Origin of the sequence: Caldicellulosiruptor bescii DSM 6725 (assembly GCF_000022325.1) — a bacterium.
In the GTDB taxonomy this organism is placed as follows: Bacteria; Bacillota; Thermoanaerobacteria; order Caldicellulosiruptorales; family Caldicellulosiruptoraceae; genus Caldicellulosiruptor; species Caldicellulosiruptor bescii.
Map to the genome: position 1 here is coordinate 2,562,231 of NC_012034.1, position 23,876 is coordinate 2,586,106.

Here is a 23,876-nt window from a genome sequence, read left to right on the forward strand (position 1 = left end):
CAAGGGGAGCGAGGCAAGGTCTACCTTGCCTCTTTGATTTTTGACTTTGCAAGTCTGTAAGTAATTTTCTTAGTACCCAACTTTTCCAACTCCTGCTCTGAAAGTTTTAGCCTTTTAAGGCTTGTAAATGTGCAGTTTAGAAATTCTAACGGGTCCTTTCCAAGATTCCTAATGTAGTCATAGACTTTTTTCACATCAAAGTCCCAGTTATTTACTACTGTGAGTTTCCACACATTTGCTTCCGTTTGTATTTCTCCATATTCCTCAATGTAATCTCTTAACATTTCTTTTTTAAGCTCAAGCAGTACTTCTAACTCTTCAATTTCTCTTGCAAGTTTGACAGCATCTTCAGTAGTATTAACATTGTTGCATACTGTTCTATAAGGACATGTTAGACAGTTTTTAGGATTATCAGTTTTGTTGAAAACACCAATATCTTCAGTCAAATCGTATTCAAACCGTGTTTCAAAAATTGCTGCATATGTTGCCTTAACCCAATCCAGTGTGCTTGCAGTTGCATTTGTGCTGATATCAACTTCTTCATCTTCGTTGTATCGTAGATAATGAAAGTAAACTTTATTACCTACTCCTGCAAGTCCTACTCTTTTAGCACCATAGTGGTATAAAATTAATTGTCGTGGATCAGCATTTTTCACCCAGTTTGTTTTCCAGTCAATTATCTCATCTGGTGTAATCAAGTCTATTACTGCTTCTACTGTGACATCATCAACCTGGAACCTGATAGATTTTTCTACACACTCAGTACCGATACCTTGTTTTTGTCTGACACGTGGTGTAATGAATTCTGCAATCTCAATACTGCACACCCCAGTAGTTATAAACTTTGCTATTTCCTCGTGGACTTTTTTACCAAGTTCCAGAGCAGGTGTTGTATAGTCATAACCACAAATATACTTGTAATAATACGCTCTCGGGCATTTTTCAAACAATACTAACTTCGAATAACTCCCAGTCCATGTCTCTACCATCCTAACTCTCCCCTTTCTGCAAACTATTTTTGGCTAACTGCCAAAAAGAAAGGGGAGAAAAGCTACTGGTGGTCTGCCTGCTGCTCTGTAGAGTCAATAACAAGTTCAAACTTCCCAAGTTTCCAGTGGATGTTTTTGTTGAAAACAACGCAGTATCCCACCAGTAGCACAAAACCGAGGATACCTAACCATAAAGCCCAGTCGAGAACTGTAGCAACAACTTTGAGAATTTGCATCAGCATGGTATTGTTCACTCCTTTTTTTGTGGTATAATGATATTAGGGTGTGTTGGGGAAAATTTATGGCAAATGCGGGTGTTGGAAGAGAAGTGGTAAGAATATTATCTTACCACTTCTTTTTTTATGCGTATCCTGAAAGGTTTTAGACTAAAGTAGATTTTGAAGTTTGCCTTTGCAAAACAAACCGATACAATAGCAATGATTGATACAACGGACAGTAGTACAGGTTTAACCATAGTTTCCAACACTATCACCCCCTCTTTCGAAGTTGTTTACCCCAACACACCCGTGTCTTTAAAAGGGGGTGATAATTCCCGCATTGCATGCTTTAAACGCACCAAACTTTATTGGGCAAACTCTGATTTGGCAAACTCCCAAGCCAGAGACAGGTCTTGGACCTGTCTCATCGTGCAGCACATAAGAAAGAATCGATTTTGTCCAAAATGTGTTTCTTTGGAAATCTAAGTATCTTTTCAGGTTTCCCTTTCAAGTCTTCGTATATTAATTCGTACACTGCACCTAAGAAATCGCTGAGTTTTACCTTGTCTGCCATTTCTGCATAGACACTATGGAGTTTTTCTACAATTTGGTCCTGTGTATCATCTGACAGCCACTCAAAGCCACATCGCATCAGTAAGAGTTTTTCAAAGATCATGAGTTTTTCCAGAGCGTTTGGGTCTTGCTCGGTTACAAAGTTATACAATTCTCTATAGTTCCTGATATCCTCCATCTTAACTCCCCCCTTGCCAACTTTTATTGGCTAACTGCCAGGATGAGCGGGGCAGTGCAGCCGCCGCATTACAAAACCTGGAACCTGCGGATAGCTACAATCTGCCCTGTCCCGTCACGTACAGCAGACTGTGGACCAGTATCAGGAGCAACAAGGTCGTCTCTGCAAATACCCATCTGCTGAAGAGCTTGGAGTACAACCGTGGACACGATATAAACAACTCCATCCTGTGGCTCTGGTAATGTTACATTGTTGAAAACTGTTCTCACTACTGGAACACCATCAATGTTGCCAACTATCTCTTGTGTGGTCTCAACTCTTACAACCACTCCAGAGGACTCCACAGTCATGATACTTCCATCCTCACGCAAAATATTAATTGCATGAGGAGTACAGTTAACAAATCTCATAGCAAGCCAACCTCCCTGCAAACTCTGTTTAAGCAAACTTCCAACAACGGCAGGCAAGCAATGCCTGCCACTCTCAAACTTAATTGTGATAATCAAAGATAACAAAGGCAAACTGTTCAGGTTTTTTGTAAACCTCTTCATAGACAGTATCATCCAAGTACGCTGTTCCATGATATGTGCTGAAGAAAAAGGAATTACTCAGGTACTCACCGGATAAATAGGCCATAAGCTTAGACAAACAGTAGAGAAACAAATGGTTATTAGAAGATAGACCTTTTTGTGCCTCTTCTATAAGTTTGCTGACTGAGACTGTAAAATTGCCACTCGAATCAATCCAGCCATGTTCTTTTAATGTTGACACGTAATTTTCAATTTCTTCTTGTTGGTTTCTTCGAATACGGTCTAATATTTCTCGTACTTTTTCTGGCTGCTCGCTCCCCAGAACTACATTTTCTGGAAATTCGTCAGCCCATCTACCAGCAGTCTCAGTCTCTCGCCAATCATAGACAATGTCGGAGTAGACACTAGTTTGTTCTTCTGCATAATTTCTGATTTCTTCTTTGATGTTATCGAAATCGTTCAGCTCAAGTTCTTCTTTGAGTTCTGGGACGTTAACAAGAATGAAATGAACGTAGTGCATAAGTAAAACACCCCCTGCAAACTATTTTTTGCAAACTTCCAAAGGCAGGGCGAAGGGGGAACTCCCTGCCTTATTCTTCAACAGAAGTTACAAGCAACAGACCGGATGAGAGTTTTTTGATTGTAACTCTGCTGAAAATGAATCCTTTTTCGACCTGTTCCATGATTTCTTTCTGGTTAATAATCACTTCAAATTCACCTTCATCTGCGATGACCTTTACCTTCATGTAGTCAGTACCTTTGCTTTTAGATTGTCGAATAATCGGGTCACCGATGACTCCAACGTTGTGGAGTTCAATAACAGTAGACTGAGCAGATTGTTGTGTTTCTTCGACTTTTGATTCTTTTGCAGACAGTGGAACAACTTTTTCTTCTTGTCTATTTGCTTGTTCAGTATAGCTCGTACTAATTGTTCCAATAGTAGGCTCTTGGTAGTAGTTTTCTATGGTACTAACAGGTTCAGTTGGCAGTTGTGCACTGTCCACTGGCATTTCCTCCAGGGCATACATTCCCTGAAACTGCTCTGGAAATGCTTCTCTGAGCGCCTGTACCAGTGCAACCTTTCTTATCATGGTGGCTGGCATTTCTCTCCAACTTCGTGTTGGTTGTCCATCTTTTTTCTTTCTTATATATTCTTGTAGCGAGACGCTAATTTCTATTGGAACTGCCCAGTCTTTTCTGAATACTTTAGCCCAGCCACCAACTAGTTCCTCATCCGATTGCACCAATGTTCCAACCCTGTACTCTAATTCGTACTCTGACGTTTTTATAAGTTCTACAACGTAGTCAACAAAGTTTATTAAAAGTTTCTTCTCGTCTTCATTTGCTGTAACCGTTTTGATTTTTTCTATAAGTTTCCTTTTGATTTCATTTACTCTGTTATATTTTCTCACGATTACCCCGGCCTGCCAGCCAGCACACAGTTCACATTTTGAGGCCCTTTTGGTGAATGTTTCTTTGCCAACTACAATTGTAGCTGGTTCGTCACCATACTTTATCAAATATGCCTCTCTTAGGAACGGATTAAGTTTTTGGTACTGGCAGAGTTTTAAAAACATAAGCACTTCTGCATCAGTTACCTTCGATGGGTCACCGCTGACCAAGTATCTTTTGACAATTTCAGGCGACAATCTAACTTTTCCGCTTTCAGTATCGTATTCCACTGTTCCCCCTTCAATCTTTGCAAGTTCTTTTACATCACTCATAACCAACTACCTCCCGCAAACTTATTTTTGGCAAACTGCCAAACACCGGGCAGGGAACCTTCTCCTGCCCAATTTTTTTACAGGTAGTCGTGAATGCGAATGTACTTGAAATCAGCAAGCAACTCCGGTTTTCGTTTCAAATCTTCAAACGTATACACAGTATAGCCACCATTTCTGTAGTATCCAAAGAACCCACCGCAATCTTCGATGAATTCAAGTTCAAATTTAAGGTTTGGATACTTCTTTTCAACATGTACTACAAGCGGTGCTACTGGTGACCAAGCAGTATCAAAAGTATATACTATTTTGGCGTTCCCAATATCCTTTTCGATCTTGACATCAATGTCTTCATCATCCACCAAGTCCCATTTAGTACCCCATTTAGCGCATTGCCATTCGTAGCCGTTGGGAAATTCTTCATCCTCAAGCGAAGCGATAAAGAAGATGTCATACTTATCGTACTTGTTGCAAAACTCTTTCCATTTTCTATAACCTTCTTCACTTGGGTCCCAGTAGCCTTTTTGAAGTATTATATCGGGTATTGGTCGGAGTGCTGAGAAAGTATACTGTTTTCTGGTTGGTTTCTTGTGTCCTGGATACACCTGCGGAATATTGTAAAATTGTCTGTCAAACTTTATTACATCTTCTTCAGAACCGCTGACCACAAGCACATTTCTACACCAGTTTGGCATTGCTAACTACCCCCTCGCTAACTTTTTTATTTGGCAAACTACCGGAGCATCAGACCACCGGTCAAAACTTTTTCTCTCCTGCAAATATTCTTCCAGAACTTTTAGTCTATCCTGTAGCATAGAGTCTTTGTTAATACGTCCACATGCATTGCACTGCACACAAATTTCATAAGACCATGGATTCCTACAGTTATCGGCAGTTGTGAAGTCGATGAACATCATCTTGGATCGCCCCCTGAAAACTTTGCTTAGCAAACTACCAAGACTGGATTTGCAAACCAGACCTGTAAACTGAAATGACCTTACAAACACAAAAAGCCCTGAGAAGAAGTTTTTATACTTCTCGCTCAGGGCTAACTATCAATGGCTAACTGGCAAACTGAATATTCAGTTGCCAAGCTGCAGAAAATAACAAAAGCCACAGGTATCTGCAGGTTTTTTAGACCCTGGCAAACAACCTGTGGCTAACTTTTCAAGGCTAACTTCTATTTTTATTATACCACACTTTCTATTCATTGCAACAGGATTTTGCAAACTTTGTTTTGTCAAACTGCCGGGGTGGAAGGATTATCTTCCACCCAGTGAATACCAGATTTCTTCGGGGGTTGCCTGGTCTTCACCGAGAAAATAGAAGGTATCTACTCTCAGTTTAACCTTCTTTCCAGTCTTGATTTCTACCACATCAAAATAATACGACGCAAGTACACCTTTTGTATCAGCCATTGAAATTGTCTTTTTACCACCCAGTAGTTTGTATCTTCTTAGAACAAGTCCCCGCAGATATTTTTGCAATTTTCTTTTCCGCAAACTCACCTGGATACCCCCTTGCAAACTGTTGATTAGTAAACTTCCAGAGCTGAGGGCAAAGAGATAAGCCCTCAGCCTGCCTGTTTTTCTTCTGGCAAGGAAGAAACCCAAACTGGTACAAGTCCTGATTCTTCCAGAAAACACTCAAGTTCTCTGCACCAGTAGCGTTCAAGAACAAACGCCTTTATACCTTTTACAATACCGACGAATCTGTTGAAGTAGTAGATTTTGCCATCTTCTATTTTGCAGGCATTGAAAATGGTCATTCTTAACCACTCCCTGCCAACTTTTATTTGCTAACTGCCAAGATGCAATTTTGCACTGTATGTTTTTTAAAAAGCGTGGTATAATATAGGTGAGGGTGCATGAGGGCACTTTATAAATGGCACTGGTACAGGGAAAACGGATGAGAATTATCTCATCTGTTTTTCTTTTTATCTACCAACATTACAATGATTCTTGAGTTTATCTTTAGCTGCGTATCATCAGGGCTTCTACATACAAGTCCGACAACTGCTACGATAGCAACAGCGACAATAGCAACGATGGCAACAACGTAGATGTTCATGGTTATCCCCCCTTTCTTTTTTTGTGTTTTTACCCTCATGCACCCATGTCTTAAAAGGGGGGGATATTTTCCCTGTACCAAGTTATTAGCATTTCCAGAGCTAACCTGTTTCTCTGCAAACCTACAATTTAGCAAACTCCCAAAACAAAGCAAAAAGCCCTGACCGAGCTTAGACGCTCATGTCAGGGCTAACTATTTTGGGCAAACTGTTGTATTGATCTTTTTGGAATACCGCAGGCATTTAACCTGCTCCGCTCCCGCTGTGGGGAAAAACGAAGGTAGCGTTAAGCTACCGTGCTCCCGCTAAGGGGAAAAAATAATTTTAATTGTATTTTACCACATTAATAGACTAAAATCAATATTTGCCTAGAAAAAGCTCTTTTAGTTTTTCATCAACAGCATTCAGTACATCATTGTTAGCTCTTCCTACTGTACGCATTATTCTCAATTTACTTATTGAACGAATATTTCCTACATCCACATATGTTTTGTTACTTGGTAGTGGTGGAATGTGACCAACAAACACACATGTAGGATGATTAACAGTGCGTCCTTGCTTTGTAGTTAATGGTACCACGGTAACTGTCCCAAAGGTAGGTAAGTTATTAATATCAATCACAATGGCCCACCGGATTTTATTTTTCTCTGTCCCGACATTATAGCCAAAATTTACTAAAACAATATCACCCCTTTTGAATGTGCCAAACTTCTTGTAATCTTTACCCTTTTTAAAGCTTCTTCCTTTTAGAAACAAGTCGGTCTTGGTAATTAGCCAATCAATGTAGTCCAGATATTCACTGTAATCTTCTGGATGCAAGACATCAAGAACATCTTCTAACTTTTTCTCTAACTCTGCTATTTTCATTTTGATGAGAGTTTTATCCATTTTCTCTTCCCCCTTTCCAGCCAACTGTAATTTGCCAACTACCGGGTGCAGGGAAAGGGGGAGCAAACCCTGCACTACGATGCTTTCAGGAGACACTGGAGTTTAGTACGGATTTTTTGTGCTCTTGTAGCAACTTGCTTTTCAGTCAGTCCTAACTCCTTTGCAATTTCCTTGAAGCTGTATTGTTTGAGTCGCAGTAACAGAATTTTCCTTTCTTCGTCTGAAAGCATTTTAATAAGTCTTTGCAGAGTTTCATTGTACATTGCTTGCTCTTCAACATTAGCAGTATCTTGAACAGTGTCCTTAACTTTTAGCTCTTCATCATCAGCATGACTGTTAGTATTAATAACAGATTCCATTGAAATCACCTGCGGGATTTCAGTATTGGGTTTATTAAACGGTGGTCTTATTGTTCTGCTTTTGTTGGTACATCTGTCCATATTGCGTTTGATATAGTATATTGCGAGGGTTACAAACGAGACGCCCAAGCTCTCATCAAACTTTTGGGCAGCCTGCAGGATTGCTACTGCACCTTCCTGCTTCAAGTCTTCAAAGATGTCGGGTTTGTTGTATTTAGCGGCAAGTGATATAATTAAAGGCTCATATGCCATAATAAGTGTTTCAGCGGCTTCTTTGTCCCCTTTCTTTATTCTGCCAATCAATTCTTTTTGTTCATCGAAACTCAGCTCAAACATTGCAAACTTCACCCCCTGGCAGGCAAACTGTATTTGGCAAACTGCCAAAAGGGGGAAAACCTAAAACTTTTGGTACGAAACTTATGAATGTGTGATATAATTTAATTAAGGGTGAACAGGGACTTGTTTATTCGAATATGGTACAGGGTAAAGCAGTTGAAACTTGTTTTCAACTGTTTTTCTTTTTTATAACAATGCGTGGTGGTTTCCCATTTATTTCTACGTATATATTCCCTTTTGCTTTAATGACAACGACATATGTTAGTACTATGAGAGTAGCTGAAATGATAAGTGCTATGACTATATCTTTCATTGTCATTATCCCCCCTTTCTTTTTTGTCCTCTTTACCCCTGTTCACCCATGTGTTTAAAAAGGGGGGATTTTACCCTGTACCAAATTATTAGCGAGTTTAGCAAACCAAAAACGCAAACAACTATTAGCAAACTGACAGAAAACACAAAAGCCCTGACCGAGCTTAGACGCTCAAGTCAGGGCTAACTGTTTTTGGCAAACTGTATACTCCTGGTAGTATTACCTCTTGCCGGTTTACTCCGTTTTTATTTTTACATTTTTGTAGACGTGTTTTTATTACACGTCTGCTTAATTTATTTATACCACTTTTTTATTCTGTTTGCAACATTTTTTTTAGCTGCTGGAGAGAATTTTGCTATAACTTTAGAGTCAGTTTTTTCGGCAGATGAAACCACCCCTGCCCAACTCTTTGTAATCGTTTACAATCTTCCTTTCCACCTTATCGCTTGCTCTGGTATCTTAACCCCGGCTCAAAAGCCCTTTGCAGGTTCGCCTGCTGCCTGCAAAAACAGGTGTCTCAAGGTTTCTGAGAACCACCCTGTGTCTGCAAAGGGCTTTTGGTTTGGGTCTTTGCAGGTTGCACCGACAAAAACGCTGCTGGTTCAGAGGGACAATTTTAAATAGCGAACACCAGTTCGAAAAAGCAAAATACTTCTCTGTTTTCACCTTCCCTACTGGCACATGGAGGCTCCAACCTCTACAGGTTGGAGTGGAAATGTGCCTGAGATTCTTATTCGTTCTAATTCGTAGCAGTACCCATCAAATCGTTGAATTATTTTGCAGTGTTTATATGAAATACTCTGAACAATCCTTTTCCCGGTTTTGTCCTTTATATCAAAATACCCGCTGTTTCTACACGATACTGTCCCTACCCATGTGCCTTTGTACTTGCCTTTCGGAACAACTACTTTTACCATATCACCAGTTTGAAAGCCATAGAAAAATTTCTTTCTAGTTCTATGCCCACGTGGAAAACCATACCTGTCAAGTATAGCAATTTGTCTTGTGCCTCTACCTTTCGCTATCACGTGCAAAACAGTTTTGGTCTTGAGCCAAATTCTATTTGGTGTAGAATACCCTACACAGATTGCATCAAAATGATGGTCTTTTGGTAGTCCTAACTTGATTCTATTCATCTTTGTCAAAGCTCCACTTCCACATTCCACAGGTAAACCTGTGTTTTTTAAAACTTCGTATATTCTCCATCTTGTTGCGTTAACCAATGCACAATCCCTTAGTGGCGCTTTTACAAGTTTCTGAATCTCTGGATACCCAAACTCTTCCGCTGTCTTATTCCCTTTTTTCTGGTTACACCCATGGCAGGCTATGACAAGGTTGTCTACTCTGTCTGTTCCACCTCTTGACTTTGGAATGACATGTTCAACTTCGAGTGGTACTCCTGTAGCACCACAGTAGACGCATCTCCAGTTGAATTTCTCAAGCAAATATTCTTTTACTTCATAACCCTGAAGAGTACCATGCTGGTATTCTATTCCAGAAATCTCTGGATTTCTTAGCTTCTGCGTATCAAATTTGACGTTCTCATATGAAATAGCAGTAACAGGACACAGTTTGCAAAGTCTTTTTACCCACGTTTCAATGTTTCTTACCCTGCTCAGTAGTGTAGGCGGTAACCAATTCTCATCCCTTCTCCTGTTCGAAAATCTTGCTTTTCTGTACCTTGTCTTTCTATTTCTCCTACTACGTCTCAAACTGCGTCTTCTATCCATGTTCTCTTTTATCTCTGTTCTGTGATATAACTTCATCATGAATACAACTTCGCAATTGTTCTTCAATATGACAATTCCTGTGCACCTGCTACCATAGTCAATTTTAAGTCTGTAGTTTGGCTTGAACGTTGATGTATCTTTTTGCTCTTTGAGTCTTATAGTGAAAGGGTAGATTCTATGGATTACTGCTTTTCCATGCTTAAGCAATTTTCTCGCAACCGCTTCATGACAGGGTGCTAAAGGTGTTTTATCCCTGTTCAGTACAAATACCATGGGATTGGAGTTCTCCTCCCTTCTCCAGCAGGATTTGATTCTGCTGGGTGACGTGCAGGTTGGACTACACCTGCATCTTCCATCGCCAATGTTATCCCTACTTTGCTGTGTGCAGACCACTGTCCCTACCCCGACAGGACTGTTTAAGTCTGCACGGCAGGGTCTGGAGCTTGGGACGCACTCCAGAGTGCCCTAGGCAGGGATAACGTAGGGACTTCATTCCCTTGTCCTTCGGGTCAGTCCCTCAGGCTGGTCAACCACGAGGCCCTTCAAGTCTCCGCCTCTACAGGCGGGGGTAGTTGACTATGCAAGTTTTTTCTTGTATTTCTTTTCGCATTCCCTGCAGGTACAACCGTTTTTGAACCCATGACACTGAGCTTTCCCCCAGCATGCCGCTTCCCTACCGTACAAAATACACTTTTCACACCCTACACTCATGCCCCAGCCGTTCCACAACATCCACGGTTCTACCGTTATTACTGTTTTGTCGTAGCATTCGTTGACAAAATCAATAGCTTTTTCTAATCTTTCCTGTGCTTCTTGAATACTATTTGCTTGAATTGTTATCTTGTGAATTTTAGCTGATTTCTTTGTCCTGTATGCTAGCTGGAAATTAGTCATTTTGCTCATCTCCCAACTTATTAACAAAGTTATACCACAAAACTACCCCATAGTTTCTATTTTGTTTGAAGCATCTACAGCTTTGTATGCTGCCAGCAGGTGTTTACACTCTCTATGCCTCTTTGTGAAATCAGGACATGTGCAGGCTCTGTGCAAGACATCTACAGCATAATCTTCTGTGCCATGAGCAATGAAAATGTGGTCTGTTATTTGCTCCAGTTTTTCTACTGGGAAGGTATTAGGTGGTGGTTTTGTTATTGCTTTGTTAGAAAGTAAATCTGCAAGCTGGTTCTTTTCTCTTGGAATCCATCTAGCTTTGACTTTATCAAATTTTTCCAGCAGTTCCGTTGCTTGTTCATACAGAGAATATAAATGTGGCATATTGATATTCCAGTTACCAAAAACCTGATTAATCACAAGCTGGCTGTCTCCCTGAACTTCCAATTCCTTTATACCCAGCTCCAGAGCTTTCTGCAACAATTCTATCAGCGCCAGATATTCCGCTTCGTTATTTGTTTTAATGCCGAGTTCTTTTGAATATTCCAGAATCACATTGCCAGCAGGGTTGACAATAACAATTCCTGCCCCTGCTGGACCGGGATTGCCTTTAGATGCGCCGTCGAAATAACCTTTGTACATGCTGGCACTCCTTTCTATCTACTTGTTGCTTATTACTATATATATCAGCGTTTTTAAAAAACTCCTTTCTTTTTTACAAATTGCAGACAATTTTAAGATGGTCTGGACCATATCTGTTCTTGACTACTTCAATCATATTCTGTTGTGGATACGTTAATCTGTGCAGACCCAGGATTACATCAGCATCCTGATGAATATAGTCATGCAGTATCTTTTTGGGTGTATCAAAAGTTATGATATCGAAACGTTGCTCTATACTGGTCTGCTTTATAGTCATGTTTATATGTCTGATACGTGTATTTAAATCCCAAAAAGTATACATTGTATTCAGTTCTTGATAGTCGTCTACGATGACTAATCTTAAATCCTCAAAACGCATAACAATATCTTTTAGTTCTTCTATACAGTCAATAGGACTAAAATGTATGGGTACTTTTCTCAGTTCTTCATGTTTGACCTCCTCCCAATCCCCTGAAGGGGATAGGATTCCTCTTCAGGGGTTGGGCTTCCCGCTTCTACGTGGTATGACTTACCAGGATATAGGGATTACCCCTGAATATCTTGGCAGCGGTCTCCCACTCCACGGGCGTAAGTTCGGACCGGCCCAGCCCTACTTCCTTCAACATGTTTATCGCTGCATTTAAATCCCTATCAATTTCCAGGCTACACACTGAACATCTGAAAATTCTGTCCGACAGCGAAATTTCCTGTTGACTTCCACACCTGCTGCATGTCTTTGTGGTTGGTACGTTGCTTTTAACCACCGCAGTAGAAACCCGAAGACTGTCGCTCAGTCTTCTCTTAATTGTTCCTACTGCGCTGTGGTGTACTGATTTGGAAAAATGTCCGTTCTTCCAACCCTTGATGTTGTCATCTTGAAAACATATCTTCCTGTACCTGTACAAAAATGAACAGGTTTTGTTAATTACGTCGTACTTGATGTTCGTTAACTTTTCATACTCCTTTGCAATCTTTTCCTTTGTTTTGTACCATCTTTTAGAACCTTTTTTCTGACGTGAAAACTGTTTTTGCAACTTCTTTAGTCGCCTGGTTTCTTTTATCTGCCATTCAAGTTTGAGACCGTTTGATAACATAAATCCAGTGGGTTTGAAATCAATTCCACTATCAGTTGCAAATGTCTGCCATACCCTTGGTTTTACTACACCTTTTCTGTTCTTTCTGTGTTTCCACGCTCCTGTGTATTTATCCCTATCTATGTAGCAGGTTACAAAAAGATAAATGCCACTTGGTCTTCTTACCAGTTCTGCTTTTGCTATTTCGCTATCTCCGGGAATTTGATGCCCACCCAGTACCCTCAAAGGTTTTTTAATGCCCTGTATTTTAACTCTGGTCTTCTGCTGGTTGACAAACTTGAAAGTGTTCCCGTATTGCTTAAGGGGTATTGAATTAACACAATGCTTGAATTGCAGTTTACCTGTTCTATATCCGTTTTCTTTTTGTACATGAAGAGAGTACAAATTCTGCTTTATTCTTTCTCTTAGTGCCTGCTTCATCTGTGAACTGAGATTTTCAATTTTTCTTCTCTCAAAATTTTCCCCGACCTTTATTTCGACTTCTTTTAGTTTGTCTGCATTGCTATTAAGTCTGTTTTCAATGTCAGCAACTATGTAGTTGTACAGCCATTTCGCTTCTAAAAACAATTTAGAGAGTTTGTTTTTTGTCTCTTTAGAAACAGAACTAAGATTAATTTTTAGTTGATATACCACAGGTATCTGATTTTTTCTTCTTTCTTTAGTTTGCTGCCGTGTTTGCTTAATTTTTTCTGCCTTTGTCATTTTTCGACTCTCCTGATAGCACCGAAAAACTTTTTGCTATTTCTATTATACCCCGTACTCTTAAAATGGTACAAGAAAAGAAAAACAACAGCCATTCATCACAATCCCCTGAAGGGAATGTGCTTTCTGGCTGATTCTTGTAAAAAATGTTAGAAACTTTTCGTACATTTTTTCTACTGGAACGGAACAATTTATGAGTAGGACTGTTCCTCCCTGTAACGCAATGTTTCTAGCAAGTTTCACAGTTAACATGAGGAAATCTACAGGTGGATAGACTACTGCGTATATCCACTTTCCGCCATCCAGCGGACCTGCAATCTCGTCAAATTCTTTATGACCGTACCATATTTTTGTTTTTTTAAAGTACTCCAGAAGGTCTTTTGCTAATTCTTCCGGAGAGTATGCGCGTGGAGTATTTTTGTTACTCTTCATCCTTAGCACCCCCATTAATTGATTATTGTTGTTTTGCTTCTACAAAAACTTGTTTTTCCGGTTCCCAGTAAAGCATAATTGTATCAAGCTGATTATCTCTATTCTTGGCCACTATCAATTCAGCAATATTTGCTTCGGGGTCATTTTTTCTTTTTTCCTTTTCTTCTTTACTCCAGTAATGGCTGTCTCTATAGAGAAACATGATTACATGTGCATCCTGTTCAATTTGACCGGAATCACGCAAGTCTGCAAGTAACGGTCGTTTATCTTCTCTGTTTTCAACGTTCCTGCTGAGTTGTGCAATTGCCAGGATAGCAACATTTTCAGAACGAGCAATATTACTGAGTGTTCTTGAAATAACACTTACTTCTTCATACCTGCTACGATAGTGTGAATCTACTTCAAGGTTTTGGAGATAATCAACTACCACAAGGTCCAAATCAATCCTGTACTGTGCTTTAATTTTGCGGATTTCGCTTAAGACATCGTAGACAGTTATGCGTGGTGTCAGGTAATGAGAGCGTAAAAAAAACTTTTTGCCTTTCAGCCAGTTAAAACCGGCGATAAACTTTTTCCACTGTTCGTCTGTTAATCTTCCCTTTGAAAGATCTTCATATGAAGCAACACCACCTCTTGCCATGATTTTGTTCATGATTGAAAAAGGTGGCATTTCCGTATCAATGTACAAGACCGAATAACCGTCTCTGATCGCATTTGTAGCAATGTTAACTGCAAGTGTAGTTTTCCCCATAGAAGGTCTTGCTGCCAGTACAGTCATTGTGCCTTTTTGTAGACCATTTATCAGTTCATCGAGTGTCTGGTATCCTGTAGGAACACCTGCGATTTTTCCACCGGACGAATATAACTTTTCAATGTGTTCATAGTACGCCACAAGTAACTTGTCCATGTCAAGACTGGTAACTTGGTATGCTTGATAGTTCCTTATAGCGTCAAGTTCAGCCACCAAACTGTCAACGTCACCATCGTTAAGAATAAACCTTTCACATACTTCTTTCGCTTTTCTTCTTTTGTAACGGTTTATGAATTCTTCAAAATACTCGTTGAAAAATACCGTAACTATTGTTTCAAAAGAAATAAAACTTATTGTATCCTGTACAGTTGGTGGAAACATCGGTAGTATATCTATAACCTGAAAGTTTGGTTTCTTGAAATACATGTCTCTCATAACTTTGAAAATCTCTTTATATTCTGGCACAGTCCAGGCATCTTCAGGAATAACAAGCAGTTTGTCTCTGTACTCTGGATTATTCAGCAGACAGCCAAGTACATAGTCTTCCACCGTAAAATTGAGAATCAAAACAAAACACCCCTTTCAGATCAGAAAAGTTTAGCCTGTGTTTCTATTTGTTTTTTTATTTCTTCAGTTGAAACTTTAAGAGTTCTGACTTTTAAACCCTGTCTCTTTTGTTTTTGTGCTTCTGCAGGAACTACACATTCCTGTTTGAGATTTATACAAACCCGGGCTAGATAAGCACGATAGCTCTTTATGTTGTCCATAGGTCCATCTTTTTCAACTTTTCTCCTGAGTCTGTCAAGGGCTTTGTCGACAATGAAATAATTGAACGTGTTGTACAAACCGCCAATGTATGAGTAATCAGAACGGTATTTAAGCGGTTCTGTTATCTCGTGAAATTTATGCGTGAGAATACCGATTAGTTCACGATTTGTTAGTTCCGGTGGCTTTTCGACTGGTTCTTCCTGGTAATTTTCTACTCCAGGAGTATTGCTTGTAACAATCGCTGTTGCAACCCCGGAATCTGATACAGTATATGTGTTACCTGTGTTCGTTCCCTTCTGGCTGCTGGGCAGGGTACCAGTATCATAATCTGTCTGCACATGTGCGGTGGATACAAACCCGGCTGAGTCATAAACTGCGGTTGTATCAACATCAGCAAGTGGCGAAATGTTAGCTGGCATGATTGAGGTGGGTGCACCTGCCGGGGCGGGCACGTCAGCAAAAAACTCTTCAAGCAGTTTTTCAATTTCTTCTTCATCACCAATTAGATGGTCCTGTGTTCTAAAAGTGGTCTGGTCGTGCGGTATTGTATTACACTCTTTGCTGTTTACCAGTTCTACCCCAGTAGTATTTAGACGTTCCCTGGATTTAGCAGTTTCAAGAATTTCAGGGTTTTCTACTGGGGCTGAAGGTTTTTCCCTTTCACCTTCCCCAGTAGCAATTAAGGGTTCCTTGGTTTTAGCAGTGTCCTGGTTCTCGGCTATTTCATCATTGTCCTCGAAAAAGTCTTCAAGCAACTGTTCTATCTCATCTTCCCCAGTAGTATTTAGAGCGTTGTTGTTTGTATCGATTAGTACTGCAGTTTCGGTTACCTGCTCTGGGTCGGAAGTAACTGCCATTTCCTGTTTACCTTCTAGTTTTTTCTTCTGGGTAGAAGTAGAAATCTTGTGCTCTTCAGCCACGCACGTAGGCTCGTCAGAGCCAGTGCGTGATGTAGTTACGTTAGTAACTACATCCCTATTATTTTTATTTTCTTTTTCTTCTTCTTTTTCTTTTTCTATTTGGGCAGTGAATTGTTCATGAGTATTCAATGAGTTTTCATTGAATACTTCGTGAGTATTCAATGAGTATTCATTGAGTACTCCATGAGTATTCAGTGAGGACTCACTGAAACATGATGTAGCATTTTTTACAGTTGTTTCTACTGGTGGTGGGGGAATTTTAGAAGGCGTAGGTCGGTTAATTTTCTGGTATTTAAGAAAATTAACAACCTGGATGTACCGCTGTCCGTTAACCATATACGTCAGGATAAAACCTTTTCTGTTCAAATCATTGAGCATTGCTTCAACGTTCTGTGGTGTGATATCATTATCATAGGGGAAAATCAGTGATTTAATGTAGTTTGGATGACCGGGTAATCTTCCTTCGTCGTCAGCATTTGAAAACAGACCTATAAACAGCAACCGATGTAATGGGGATAGCAGTCCTAATTTCTCATCGCTCCATATTGAAGGGTCAATCATTCTTTTGCGAGCCATTTGTAATCATCTCCTTTGTTTCAGAATCAAGAAATTCTTCTATGGAAACTCCTAAAGCTGTTGCTAACCTTTTCATTGTTTTTATTGTGGGATTTCTATTCTCTCTTTCGATATACCAGATGGTAGACTGTGGAACTCCTGCAATTTTTGCGAGTTGCTGTTGAGATAATCCTTTTTGTGTTCTTAATTTTCTTAGTTTTTTTCCTACCATTTTACTCACACCCCTTTTCTTCATTTAAATTTTATCACAAATGTGATTGATATGTCAATCCTAATTGTGGTCGTTTAATCTATGAGTGATTGTGTTATAATCACAATGTTGATGCTAAATCAAGGAGTGCTGGTTTATGTTTGATGTTGGAAAGCGAATAAAGGAATTAAGGGAAAAATGCGGATTAAGTATGTCAAAACTTGCAAAAATAGCTGGTGTTGGTCAATCAACTCTGAGTTATATTGAAAATGGTGAGAGAAATCCGACTATTGATGTGATTATAAAGATTTGTAATGCTCTGGACATTACACTGGTTGAATTTTTTGGAGGAGAAGAAAAGCCACACATGGAAAGTCCTAAACTGCAGGAACTGTTGGTGTATGCCAAAAAACTTTCTGAAAAAGAATTGGAATATCTTTGCAGATTCTTAGAAGAAGTGTCAAAGGAGCGGTAAAGCAAAACTGTTAATAGAATTACAACTGCTATCATTTGATATCATTTGATTACATTTGATATCAGAATGTTCTCGTTGATTTATGTTGATATCATTTGATATCAATTGATTGCTATTGATGTCAATTGATTGCGTTTGCTTATAACATTTGTCGGTATACGCAGTCTTGTCTGTCGTTTCTGTAACTAATTGAGCGTAAGAAGACTCTTCAAAATAGATATATTGTGCAGACTCTGGATATTTACCACACATTTTGTCCATTGTCAAGACATAATGTCCATATAAAATTTATTGGAAGGTGAAGTTTTGAATGAATTTTGGCGGAATCTTAAAAGATCTACGCATGCAAAAAAAGATGTCCAGGCAGGAACTTGCCAAGATGCTTGAGTTATCAGAAAGTGCCATAGCAAAGTATGAAGAAGGACAGAGGAGTCCAGACCTAAATACGCTAATAAAAATTGCAAAGTTTTTTGATGTGAGTACTGATTATCTGCTAGGATTAACGAATATTCCAAAACCAGAGATGGATTTATCGCCTGAGTTGAAGCAACTTCTGGCTATTGCTTTACGAATGCCAGAAGACAAATTAAATTTGCTGATAAAATTATTAGAAGGATTGTTTTGATTAGACAAAAAACAAGGCAGGGCTTGAGATGACCCTGCCTACAGACCAAGTGCGTATTTTTCTTTTTGACGTAGTTCCTCCAATTTATAATTGGTTATAAAAAGTTCCTTTCCTTTTTCTGCTTTTGATTGTTTGTAGTTGTTCATGCCGTACTGTAATTCCCATTCGTAAATATTGGCAAATTTAAATAGTTTTCTGACTTCAGGTGAATCATCGTACGTTATCATCCACAGGTGAGGACATTTTTTTATGTTGAAGGCAAACCTTTCATGGTCGAAGCTTAAATGCAAGTCTCCATTTTTTCCATACAGGCGAGATTCAGTGGTACTGTAGTAAGGTGGATCTAAAAAAATAAATACTTCATTGCCCGGTTCAAATAAAAGTTTTTCGTAATCTCCATGGGATATTTCAAAATCCTTGATAATTTCAGCTGCCTGTTTAAGTTTATTTATTGCACTCCATGTAAAGCGATTTTCAAAAGATTGCTGAGAGTATCCACCCGAATCTACTGTACCTGAGAATGTAATACGATTGAGAATATAAAATCTTACTGCTCTCTCAAATTCACCACCACCGTTTTGAGATGTAAGGAATTCATACAATTTTCGTCCGTCTTTATAGTTTTCCTTTATCTTACTAACTTCCTCTATTAACTGTACAGGGTTATCCCTTAATTGTTTCCAAAAGCAAATCAAGTCGTAGTTGAGGTCATTGATTTTTATTTTAACATTAGTGTACAGTTGTTTTACTGCAAGGGCAACTGCTCCACCACCAACCATTGGTTCTCTGTATTCTCTAAAACCAACAGGCAAGTTAGGTAATATGTATTTTAATGCTTTTGATTTTCCACCAGGGTATCGAAGAACGTTTTTGAGCATTGTTAAAACCACCTACCTAATCTTTATTATACCACAGTTACAATTTTTACTCCCAACTTTCAATGTGAGAAAAAAGTTTTTGGGGATGACCTACTAGTTGGATGTCAAATTTTAAAGAGAGTTCTAATTTTGAACTAGCGTTGTGGAGTCTAAAGGAAATAGTCCAACCGTTATCACACACTACATGAACAGTATTCTTAGAGTCTTCTTTGAAGTATATGTTTTGAAATTTAGTAGGCAGTTTTAATTTCGGACCAATTTTAAATTCAGGTTTTCTATCACAGCAAGGTTGATTTAAAAGGCCGTTAAGGTTGAAAGCTTGAACCATAGTACTTTTTGTATTCTCAAGAGAAATTACTTTGTAAAAGTCATTTTTTCCTAATAAATATTTAAGCAACTTGGAAGGTATGGTTTCCTCAAGTCCTTTATTCTCTTTTTCTATCCTTATCAATTCCTTGACAAAAGCATTTAGAAGAGGGACATATACCATTTCTTCTTTTTCTTCAATTTCATTCCAGCATTTTTTCTCTCTCATCTGTATTTCAATTTCGGAAAAAACTTTTTTTATCTCGTCAAAATAATTTTGAGAACAAGGAATGCCAAGCCATCTTTTACCAAAGTCCAATTTTGGGGAAAGACGTGGGTGCTTAACAGCCAAATGATTGTGTTTACAACTTATACCTATCTCCCATTTTGTTGCAGGTTCTAAAATTCTTATAGCTAACATATCTCTTACATCACCACGTTGCCCTGCAGCATCTTCTTGCAATCTGAGAATTATTTCATTCGTGTGGTTTTTACAAACTAAATGTGGTTCACATTTAGAAATGATTTTTGCTGCTGCATTAGCAGCCTTCAACATATTTTTTTGTTCTTCATCGCTCTGTTTTAAAAATAATCGTTCAGCAGTTTTAAGAGCTCTTGTTTCCTGGATAACAACTTTTTGTTGGATTTCATTTTTCAAGTAGTTTTCGAACTCTATGATACAAGCATATTCGAAGGCTTTTCCTTTTGCGGTTTGGTCCATTTCAAAACTCCTTCTGTCGAAGGTTTAGGATTATTTTATCATGTTGGAAGGCAAATTGAAAAGTACTACAACCTTTCTATTTTTTCTTTTAACTCTAGCATGGAAGGATTAATGTATATCTGAGTAGTAGTAATTCTCGAATGCCCAGCAAGTGCAGCAACCTCTGTGATAGTGAATCCCTTCTCAAGAGCTCGCTTGCAGAAATAATGTCTCAGCTGGTGTGGTCCTATTGGTTCTATCTTAGCTATACGACAGTATTCTTTGATTATCCTGTACACTGTGCTTCTGTCCAATTTTCCCCTCTCGGAAATGAAGAGGTAATCAAGGTGAGAGTACTTATATTTGCCTCTTTCTTTAAGCCAGTTATCAATTGCTTCCCTGACAGTCCTGTTTAAAGGAATCTTTCTTTGTTTACCGCCTTTGCCGTAATAAATAATCAGCTCATCCTTGACGATGTCATTAAGCCGGATGTTGCAAAGTTCAGAAACCCTTACACCTGTGTAAGCAAGAGTGTAGAATATAGCAATATCTCTTGCAGAGCCATAGTGAACAACAGCTTCTTCCAACTTATTGAAGTCTTTGTTTTCTAACTTGGCAGGAGATACACCAGGCTCTTGAACGTCAATAAAGTAGTCATCTAAAACAGGGTTGGTTTCAATGAGTCCTTTTTCTACGAGAAAGTCGCAGTATGATTTTATTGCTGACAAGTTGTTATTGATTGTTTTAGCATTCAACTTTTTAACGGTCATAAGATAGCTTCTATAGTTTCTGATGTGCAGAGGCAGAACTTTTCCGTCAAACTCTCTGTCGTAGCTTTCCTGGTACCATTTTAAAAAGTTTTCTACGGCTCTGATATATGTTTTTGCTGTACTTTCCATTTTACCTTTTCCCAGAAGCCAGTTGTGAAATTCCTGCATTTTTAATTACCCCCTGAAGAAGTTTGCAAGCATGATGTAGTTCTTCCGATTTTGTTGCGAATTTATTTGCAAATTTTGTTGCGGATAAGACATTTTATACAGGGAGATTATATCATTTTGGTGTATGATTTGCAACGAAATGATTCTTTTGTTGCAAAAATTCATACCTCTTGAAAGAAAAAAAGGCTTCCAGCAGGTACTGGAAGCCAGGTGTTCTACTATTCCAGCCTTCCATATTTTTGTTATCCGTTAATTGTGATTGTACGTGGCTTTCCTTTTTCTTTTGTGATATAACCTTTCTTTTCGAGCCTTCGCAGATGTCCATGAAGAGTAGATGAAGACTTAATACCAACCATATCAGCAAGTTCTCTAACGGTGGGTGGATAACCCTTTTCGTTAATGTAGTTTGTTATAGCATTCAGTATTTGTTGCTGTCTTTCTGTTAATACCTGCATAAGCAGACACTCCTTTCTGCAAACAATTGTTTGCTATTTCTATTATACACTCAAAACTAACCAAACACAAGTTCGTTTTTTGAAAAGGCTGCAGAAGTTGCATTCTGCAGCCCTACTGAAGGTTGCCAAGGACTGTGAGTGGGTCCACTGGAGTACCATTGATTCTAATTTCAAAATGCAGGTGGTTACCAGAAGAATATCCTGTTGAATCAGCGCTGCCTATTTCATCGCCTTTCTTTACCACCTGCCCTACCTGAACATTTATCTCGGCCAGATGTGCATAGTAAAACTCATACTCCCCTGATTGCAAGATAATAGTCTTACCATATCCGTTCATCCAACCTGCAAACTTGACTACTGCATTCTGAACAGCAAAAACGGGTTGTCCGTAAGTTGTTGCAATGTCTATACCGGTGTGCATTTTCCATTCGTGGGAAATTGGGTGATATCGCATACCAAACGGACTCGTGATATAAATTTCTCCTGCGATCGGTTTTGCCACGTTCGGGTTCGTTAGCATTTCACTTACAGACTTATATAACTGTGCCTGGTCGATGAGCGGCGGTGCGTATTCACTCCTTGTTTTTGCGAAGTTTCGAGGTGCGTCCCACTGTTTCGCACCGTTAACACCCATCCAGTAACCAGCAAGAGCAGGGATTACTTGTTCTTTCCATCCATCACCCTGCCAGTCCACTGTTTTTGGGTCTATTCCCATTTCTTTGAAACTATTGTACAGTGTCCATGTACCTATTAGAATCTGGTCTCTTGGATTGGTTATGTCGCCTGTGATGGTTACATCCGGGAATGCATTTTTGAATGCTTCTACCCTGCTATTCCAGTGTTTTTGTTGTACCTGCATGAGACCTATTGCTACGCCATCGTAGTTCTCTGCTTTTGCGCTGGGATTGAATGAACTTTCCCTGAACGATACTGCCCCTAAAAACCAGTATGGGATACCCATCAGTTTTTCTGCTTCCTGGAACATTGGCAGGAATTGTGCGGGAATGTATGAACAGTTTACATATCCACCAACGTTCATGTAATCGTTTATGTCACTGAATACCCAGTTCAAATCTTTTGTGCCTTTTATGAAACTCATTGCGGTGTTGATAATCATTGATTTGGCAAGTTCAATATTCTCACCAGGGTTGTCTTCTTTTATCATCTCCTCAAGCCTTTCATATTCCTTACCAATTGAGTTCTGCCCATTGAGTTCGGGGACAGTTTCAATTACCTGCAGTACTTCTTCTTTTTCAAGTTTCTTTTCTCCATCAGTGTGACTTATGTTTGTTGCTCCTTTTTCTGGAGAAAATGCGGGTTCTTCTGTTTCTGAGGATGTTTCCAATGTTTTACTGCTGGTGGAAGGTTTCATGTCTTTGTCTGTTTTATCAAAATTGGTTTTGAGTTCAAATGTAGATTTGATACCCAGGTCGGATGCATGTAAGCAGTTCTTGTTCTCAATGAATTTTGTTGGGTCAAAATCGAACTTTAAGTCCTGGCTTTTTGTCTTCTGTGTTTTCTGGGGCACATTGTTCTGGTATGTGCGCTTGTATTCGTTGATATCGTAGCTGAATGTATAGCGCTGTTTGATTGTGTCAGCAGCAACTATCAGCCAGATAGGTTGTGTTTCGGTAATTTCAACTTTTTCAGTCCACTTCACGGTAACAGTCTGGCTTTTGTTTTCTGTCTGGGTTTCATATTTTCCTGTTTCAGGGTTGTAGACTTCTTTAGAAACTGTGTAGGAATATGTTCTTGGCATTGAGTAGTGCAAAAGTTTTGTAGTAACAGTTTTGCGTTCTGTTTTGATGTACAGGAATCTTGGTTTCATACGCTCAGCCAGGTCTGATAATTCACCCTTGACTTTGCGGTAGATGTACCACTGTGGCAGAATCTGATTGACAGCGCTTTTAATGCCCTGTTTTGCCAGCTCTTTCGCTACTTCGTCAAAGTCCTTGGCTTCTGTTATGTCTGCTTTGTTCATGAACTGCAGGTATTTGTAATAACTCATGACCCACGCTGCATTCAAAGCCAGATTTTCGTCTGTGCCATAGTAATCCAGTAAGTTGCCTGACTTTTTCCTTGCGATGTCAACAACGTCTTTTTGCAGTTTTTGATTGTGCTCATCGTCGAGTCTATTGGAGATTTCTCCTGCTTCGATAAATGCCTGTATGGAGCCAAGAATCAGTAAAATCAGCAGAAGTATTCCTGCTATTATTAATCCAGGTTTGCTCATTAGGAACTTCACTAAAACCGACTTTGCTTTGTGTTTGACATATGCCTTTGCTACCTGTTTTGCTTTTTCCTGATTGTAGCCAAACATGGTTCATTACCCCCTTAATGCTTTAAGCCAGCTAAAAGCATCGGTTTCTTCTCTTGTGATTTCTACTGTTCCATCCAGAAGGTCTGTATATCTGAAAGATTCCCTGTAGCTTTTTAGTTGGACAACGAAAAAGCTGGGATACTTTGCTATTACAACACCTTCTCGTGGTTCGGATGGTTCTGTATATCTACCCTGTCCAGTAGTATATGGAACTTTGTTAACTCTAACCTTTTGACCGATTTTTATCACAAACTAGCGCAGAAGACTCCATTTTCTTTAAGATGGAGATGAATGCGCTGTTGGCAACAAG

General features: G+C 39.2%; 32 protein-coding genes. 3 read left to right on the top strand and 29 right to left on the bottom strand.

Going from position 1 to position 23,876, the window contains the following annotated elements; translation table 11 throughout:
- Positions 1 to 20: 20 nt before the first annotated feature.
- The 14 genes from ATHE_RS12155 to ATHE_RS14820 all read right to left on the bottom strand — a co-directional run bounded on the left by ATHE_RS12155 (position 21) and on the right by ATHE_RS14820 (position 8,173).
- The gene (locus ATHE_RS12155) at positions 21 to 989 is read right to left on the bottom strand and encodes a PD-(D/E)XK nuclease family protein (RefSeq protein ID WP_015908729.1); all 969 of its coding nucleotides are present in this window, start codon (positions 987 to 989) and stop codon (positions 21 to 23) included.
- Between the two features lie 62 nt (positions 990 to 1,051).
- Complete coding sequence (locus tag ATHE_RS12160; protein ID WP_015908730.1) at positions 1,052 to 1,231, bottom strand: hypothetical protein; 180 nt, start codon at positions 1,229 to 1,231, stop codon at positions 1,052 to 1,054.
- 98 nt (positions 1,232 to 1,329) lie between these two features.
- Entirely contained in the window at positions 1,330 to 1,473 is a 144-nt protein-coding gene (locus tag ATHE_RS14665; protein WP_156046821.1) for a hypothetical protein, read from the bottom strand.
- A gap of 158 nt (positions 1,474 to 1,631) precedes the next feature.
- Complete coding sequence (locus ATHE_RS12165) at positions 1,632 to 1,958, bottom strand: hypothetical protein (RefSeq protein ID WP_015908731.1); 327 nt, start codon at positions 1,956 to 1,958, stop codon at positions 1,632 to 1,634.
- 68 nt (positions 1,959 to 2,026) lie between these two features.
- Entirely contained in the window at positions 2,027 to 2,368 is a 342-nt protein-coding gene (locus tag ATHE_RS12170) for a hypothetical protein (RefSeq protein WP_015908732.1), read from the bottom strand.
- Positions 2,369 to 2,447: 79 nt separating this feature from the next.
- Positions 2,448 to 3,008: a hypothetical protein gene (locus ATHE_RS12175; RefSeq protein ID WP_015908733.1), complete on the bottom strand. Its 561-nt coding sequence runs from the start codon at positions 3,006 to 3,008 to the stop codon at positions 2,448 to 2,450.
- A 70-nt stretch (positions 3,009 to 3,078) separates the two neighbouring features.
- Positions 3,079 to 4,212, bottom strand: coding sequence for a phage recombination protein Bet (gene bet, locus ATHE_RS12180; RefSeq protein WP_015908734.1), 1,134 nt, complete (start codon positions 4,210 to 4,212; stop codon positions 3,079 to 3,081).
- Positions 4,213 to 4,289: 77 nt separating this feature from the next.
- Positions 4,290 to 4,904 (bottom strand): DUF1281 family ferredoxin-like fold protein, encoded by a 615-nt coding sequence (locus ATHE_RS12185; RefSeq protein WP_015908735.1) that lies wholly within the window; start codon positions 4,902 to 4,904, stop codon positions 4,290 to 4,292.
- Positions 4,905 to 5,471: 567 nt separating this feature from the next.
- A complete protein-coding gene (locus ATHE_RS12195) occupies positions 5,472 to 5,717 on the bottom strand; it encodes a hypothetical protein (protein ID WP_015908737.1) in 246 nt (81 codons plus the stop codon).
- 65 nt (positions 5,718 to 5,782) lie between these two features.
- Positions 5,783 to 5,977: a hypothetical protein gene (locus ATHE_RS12200; RefSeq protein ID WP_015908738.1), complete on the bottom strand. Its 195-nt coding sequence runs from the start codon at positions 5,975 to 5,977 to the stop codon at positions 5,783 to 5,785.
- A 152-nt stretch (positions 5,978 to 6,129) separates the two neighbouring features.
- Positions 6,130 to 6,279, bottom strand: a complete 150-nt coding sequence (locus ATHE_RS14670) for a hypothetical protein (protein ID WP_015908739.1) — start codon at positions 6,277 to 6,279, stop codon at positions 6,130 to 6,132.
- A 355-nt stretch (positions 6,280 to 6,634) separates the two neighbouring features.
- Positions 6,635 to 7,165 (bottom strand): type II toxin-antitoxin system PemK/MazF family toxin, encoded by a 531-nt coding sequence (locus ATHE_RS12210; RefSeq protein ID WP_015908740.1) that lies wholly within the window; start codon positions 7,163 to 7,165, stop codon positions 6,635 to 6,637.
- Between the two features lie 74 nt (positions 7,166 to 7,239).
- A complete protein-coding gene (locus ATHE_RS12215) occupies positions 7,240 to 7,860 on the bottom strand; it encodes a sigma-70 family RNA polymerase sigma factor (RefSeq protein WP_049760265.1) in 621 nt (206 codons plus the stop codon).
- Positions 7,861 to 8,029: 169 nt separating this feature from the next.
- Positions 8,030 to 8,173 carry a hypothetical protein gene (locus ATHE_RS14820; RefSeq protein WP_015908742.1) on the bottom strand — a complete coding sequence of 48 codons (144 nt, stop codon included), beginning with the start codon at positions 8,171 to 8,173 and terminating at the stop codon, positions 8,030 to 8,032.
- Positions 8,174 to 8,365: 192 nt separating this feature from the next.
- Between ATHE_RS14820 and ATHE_RS12220 the strand changes: the two genes are divergently transcribed.
- Entirely contained in the window at positions 8,366 to 8,797 is a 432-nt protein-coding gene (locus ATHE_RS12220) for a hypothetical protein (protein ID WP_015908743.1), read from the top strand.
- A gap of 47 nt (positions 8,798 to 8,844) precedes the next feature.
- Here the strand turns inward: ATHE_RS12220 and iscB are convergent, their stop codons facing one another.
- The 9 genes from iscB to ATHE_RS12265 form a co-directional block, all read right to left on the bottom strand.
- Positions 8,845 to 10,176, bottom strand: coding sequence for an RNA-guided endonuclease IscB (iscB, locus tag ATHE_RS12225; RefSeq protein ID WP_015908744.1), 1,332 nt, complete (start codon positions 10,174 to 10,176; stop codon positions 8,845 to 8,847).
- A 303-nt stretch (positions 10,177 to 10,479) separates the two neighbouring features.
- Positions 10,480 to 10,797, bottom strand: a complete 318-nt coding sequence (locus tag ATHE_RS12230; protein ID WP_015908745.1) for a hypothetical protein — start codon at positions 10,795 to 10,797, stop codon at positions 10,480 to 10,482.
- 42 nt (positions 10,798 to 10,839) lie between these two features.
- Complete coding sequence (locus tag ATHE_RS12235) at positions 10,840 to 11,436, bottom strand: reverse transcriptase-like protein (protein WP_015908746.1); 597 nt, start codon at positions 11,434 to 11,436, stop codon at positions 10,840 to 10,842.
- Positions 11,437 to 11,509: 73 nt separating this feature from the next.
- Positions 11,510 to 11,815, bottom strand: a complete 306-nt coding sequence (locus tag ATHE_RS12240) for a hypothetical protein (RefSeq protein WP_015908747.1) — start codon at positions 11,813 to 11,815, stop codon at positions 11,510 to 11,512.
- A 136-nt stretch (positions 11,816 to 11,951) separates the two neighbouring features.
- On the bottom strand, positions 11,952 to 13,232 hold the full coding sequence (locus ATHE_RS12245; RefSeq protein WP_015908748.1) for an RNA-guided endonuclease InsQ/TnpB family protein: 1,281 nt from the start codon (positions 13,230 to 13,232) through the stop codon (positions 11,952 to 11,954).
- A 60-nt stretch (positions 13,233 to 13,292) separates the two neighbouring features.
- The gene (locus tag ATHE_RS12250) at positions 13,293 to 13,664 is read right to left on the bottom strand and encodes a hypothetical protein (protein WP_015908749.1); all 372 of its coding nucleotides are present in this window, start codon (positions 13,662 to 13,664) and stop codon (positions 13,293 to 13,295) included.
- Positions 13,665 to 13,686: 22 nt separating this feature from the next.
- Positions 13,687 to 14,982 (bottom strand): replicative DNA helicase, encoded by a 1,296-nt coding sequence (locus ATHE_RS12255; protein ID WP_015908750.1) that lies wholly within the window; start codon positions 14,980 to 14,982, stop codon positions 13,687 to 13,689.
- Between the two features lie 20 nt (positions 14,983 to 15,002).
- The gene (locus ATHE_RS12260) at positions 15,003 to 16,679 is read right to left on the bottom strand and encodes a hypothetical protein (protein WP_015908751.1); all 1,677 of its coding nucleotides are present in this window, start codon (positions 16,677 to 16,679) and stop codon (positions 15,003 to 15,005) included.
- Entirely contained in the window at positions 16,657 to 16,890 is a 234-nt protein-coding gene (locus ATHE_RS12265) for a helix-turn-helix domain-containing protein (protein ID WP_015908752.1), read from the bottom strand. The genes ATHE_RS12260 and ATHE_RS12265 overlap by 23 nt, the downstream gene beginning before the upstream one ends.
- Positions 16,891 to 17,026: 136 nt before the next feature.
- On the opposite strand from ATHE_RS12265, the gene ATHE_RS12270 reads away from it, so the two are divergent.
- Both ATHE_RS12270 and ATHE_RS12275 read left to right on the top strand, forming a co-directional pair.
- Positions 17,027 to 17,344 carry a helix-turn-helix domain-containing protein gene (locus tag ATHE_RS12270; RefSeq protein ID WP_015908753.1) on the top strand — a complete coding sequence of 106 codons (318 nt, stop codon included), beginning with the start codon at positions 17,027 to 17,029 and terminating at the stop codon, positions 17,342 to 17,344.
- A 310-nt stretch (positions 17,345 to 17,654) separates the two neighbouring features.
- On the top strand, positions 17,655 to 17,969 hold the full coding sequence (locus tag ATHE_RS12275; protein ID WP_015908754.1) for a helix-turn-helix domain-containing protein: 315 nt from the start codon (positions 17,655 to 17,657) through the stop codon (positions 17,967 to 17,969).
- A 38-nt stretch (positions 17,970 to 18,007) separates the two neighbouring features.
- Here ATHE_RS12275 and ATHE_RS12280 read toward each other — a convergent pair whose 3' ends face one another.
- The 6 genes from ATHE_RS12280 to ATHE_RS12305 form a co-directional block, all read right to left on the bottom strand.
- Positions 18,008 to 18,847: a DNA adenine methylase gene (locus ATHE_RS12280; protein WP_015908755.1), complete on the bottom strand. Its 840-nt coding sequence runs from the start codon at positions 18,845 to 18,847 to the stop codon at positions 18,008 to 18,010.
- A 46-nt stretch (positions 18,848 to 18,893) separates the two neighbouring features.
- A complete protein-coding gene (locus ATHE_RS12285; RefSeq protein WP_015908756.1) occupies positions 18,894 to 19,874 on the bottom strand; it encodes a HaeIII family restriction endonuclease in 981 nt (326 codons plus the stop codon).
- A gap of 65 nt (positions 19,875 to 19,939) precedes the next feature.
- Entirely contained in the window at positions 19,940 to 20,791 is an 852-nt protein-coding gene (locus ATHE_RS12290) for a tyrosine-type recombinase/integrase (RefSeq protein WP_015908757.1), read from the bottom strand.
- Positions 20,792 to 21,033: 242 nt separating this feature from the next.
- Complete coding sequence (locus tag ATHE_RS12295) at positions 21,034 to 21,246, bottom strand: LexA family protein (RefSeq protein WP_015908758.1); 213 nt, start codon at positions 21,244 to 21,246, stop codon at positions 21,034 to 21,036.
- Between the two features lie 112 nt (positions 21,247 to 21,358).
- The gene (locus ATHE_RS12300; protein WP_015908759.1) at positions 21,359 to 23,566 is read right to left on the bottom strand and encodes a M23 family metallopeptidase; all 2,208 of its coding nucleotides are present in this window, start codon (positions 23,564 to 23,566) and stop codon (positions 21,359 to 21,361) included.
- Positions 23,567 to 23,572: 6 nt separating this feature from the next.
- Complete coding sequence (locus ATHE_RS12305; RefSeq protein ID WP_015908760.1) at positions 23,573 to 23,815, bottom strand: Veg family protein; 243 nt, start codon at positions 23,813 to 23,815, stop codon at positions 23,573 to 23,575.
- Between the last annotated feature and the right edge of the window lie 61 nt (positions 23,816 to 23,876).